Genomic DNA, 2,749 nt, shown 5'->3' on the forward strand with positions numbered 1-2,749 from the left:
ATCCCGTACACCGCCCCGATCCCGCACACGGCCCCGATCCCGCACCCGACGGCGAGGAGGGCCCCCTCCCTCCCGATCGCCCGGCGGCGACCCGCCCCGCCGAGTCCCTCGCGCCGCCCGGGCGACCCGAACGCACCGGCAACATCCGTCCGCGCCTTACCTCTTTCGTGGGCCGGGAACCCGAACTCGACGCCATCCGTTCCGAATTGCACAGGGCCCGACTGGTCACGCTCACCGGACCGGGGGGCTCCGGCAAGACCCGTCTCGCCGAGGAGGCCGCCGCGGGGCTCCCGCAGGCGTGGCTGGTCGAGCTGGCGCCGCTCGACCGGCCGGAGGCGGTGCCCGACGCGGTGGTCAGCGCCCTCGGTCTGCGTGAGACCGCGCTGCTGACCACCGAACTGTCGACCGCGCAGGACGACCCCGTCGCCCTGCTCGTCGAGCACTGCGCCGCGCGCAGCCGGCTCCTGATCCTTGACAACTGCGAACATGTCATCGGCGCGGCAGCCGCCCTCGCCGAGACCCTCCTCACCCGCTGCCCCGGGCTCACGGTCCTCGCCACCAGCCGTGAACCCCTGGGCGTGCCCGGCGAGTCGGTCCGCCCGGTCGAGCCCCTCCTCCCCGACCAGGCGCACCGCCTGTTCACCGAGCGCGCGGCCGCCGTGCGCCCCGACGCGGCCGCCGCACCGCGTGACGACGAGGCGGTCGCGGAGATCTGCCGGCGGCTGGACGGGCTGCCGCTGGCCATCGAGCTGGCCGCCGCCCGGCTCCGGCTGCTCACCCCGCGCCAGATCGCCGACCGCCTCGACGACCGCTTCCGCCTCCTCACCTCCGGCAGCCGCACGGTCCTGCCCCGCCAGCAGACCCTGCGCGCCGTGGTCGACTGGTCGTGGGACCTGCTCGACGAACCGGAGCGCACCCTGCTGCGCGAACTGTCCGTGTTCGCGGGCGGCTGGGACCTGGAGGCCGCCGAGGCCGTGTGCACCGGCCCGGTCGCCGACGGTCTGGGCGCGCTCGTCGACAAGTCGCTGATCGTGGCGGCCCCCTACGAGGGCTCCGGCGGCGTCGGCATGCGCTACCGCATGCTGGAGACGATCCACGAGTACGCCGTCGAACGCGCCGCCGAACTCCCGGAGGGCCGCGCGGAGGCCGAGCGGCGGCACCGCGCGTGGGTGCGCACGCTCGTCGAGCGGGCCGAGCCGCAGCTGCGGTCCGCCGAGCAGCTCCCGTGGATCTCCCGGCTGGAGACCGAGCTGGACAACATCCGGGTGGGGCTCCAGCGCGCGATCACGGCGGGGGACGAGGAGCAGGCGACCGCCGTCTGCCTCGGCACGGGCTGGTTCTGGTGGCTGCGCAACCACCGCCGGGAGGGCGCCGAGTGGACCGACCGCGCCCTGCGTCTCGGCGCGGTGCTGGACGTCGCGCGGCGCTGTGGGAACGGTTCCGTCCCCGCCGATCTCGCCGCCCGGATGGCCGCCATCGACCCCGTCGAGGCGTTCCTCGACGCGCCGGCCCCCGAAGGCGGCGAAGACGACGGGCGCTTCTGGCGGATGAACTTGCGGATGCAGCACGTCTTCCTGCTGTCCGAGTCCGAGCCGACGGACCAGGTGGCGACCACGCGCCGCGACGAGTACCTCGCCCGGCTGCGGGCCGCCTACGAGCCCGGAGGCCCGCGGTCGGCCCGGATGCCCGGCCTCGTCTGGCCGCTGACGGCGTTCCCCGCGCGCGACACGGTGGACGTCCGCCGGATCCTGGACGAGGCCGTCGACAACTGCCGCGAGCACGGCGGTGAATGGGAGCTGGGCTGCACCCTGATGTTCCGCACGCACATGGCCGTCGACTCGCCCGGCGGGCTGCACGGCCTGGACGACGACCTGGAGGAGCTGCGCGTGCTCAGCCGCCGCGTCGGAGACCGCTGGATGCGGGCCCAGGTGTGCGGGGTGGCGGGCGAGGCGGACCTGGCACGCGGCCGGTTCGCGGACGCGGAGCGGGAGTACCGCGAGGCGCTGCGGCTCGCCTACGAGGTCGGGGCGTACGCCGAATCGCCGTTCCTCATGGTGCGGCTCGCGGAGGTCGCCTACCGGTCGGGCGACCTCGAGGGGGCCACGGCCGCGCTGGACGAGGCGAACGACGCCGCCGACCGGTACGGGGTCGCGGACGTGCGCGCGTTCGCGCTGCTGCTGCGCGTCCACATCGCCCTGGACCGGGGCGAGCTCGCCCGCGCGCGGACCCTGTGCGACGAGACCTGGGCGGCCATCGGACAGGGCACCCCGCCACCGCAGCTCACGGCGTTGGTGGGGGTCCTGGACGCGCACATCACGGCGGCCGAGACCCGGCCGGAGCGCGGTCTGGCGATGCTCGCCGACACGCTCGGCCAGGCGGTGGCCGACCAGTGCGCCGAGGCGGTCACCTCGTCGATCGTGGACAGCGCGGCGCTCCTGCTGGTCGAGATCGGGGACGCTGCGCGCGCGGCACGGCTCCTGGCCGCCGCCGACGGGCTGCGCGGCCCCCACCCACGGCCCGCCCCCCAGCGCGGCTGGGCCGAGCGGGCCGGGGCCGCCGCCCGCGCGGCCCTCGGCGAGCGGCGCTACACGGAAGAACGCGCCCGGGTCCCGGCCCCGACGGTGGCGGACGCGCTGCACGAGCTCACGGAAGCGGTGCGCGTCCACCCGGAACCGCCCCGCCCCCGCGCGGCTACGAGCAGGTGAACCCGGACTCCGCCCAGTCGGCGAGCGCCACCGGACCGAACGGC

The 2,749-nt window shown here is 76.1% G+C and carries 1 protein-coding gene; it reads left to right on the forward strand.

Going from position 1 to position 2,749, the window contains the following annotated elements:
* Positions 1 to 2,705, forward strand: a 2,705-nt coding sequence (locus KMS84_RS38335) for an ATP-binding protein (protein ID WP_256921177.1), incomplete at its 5' end; no start/stop codon positions are given.
* Positions 2,706 to 2,749: the final 44 nt, after the last annotated feature.

Source organism: Streptomyces hilarionis (genome assembly GCF_024539675.1).
Classification (GTDB): Bacteria; Actinomycetota; Actinomycetes; order Streptomycetales; family Streptomycetaceae; genus Streptomyces; species Streptomyces hilarionis.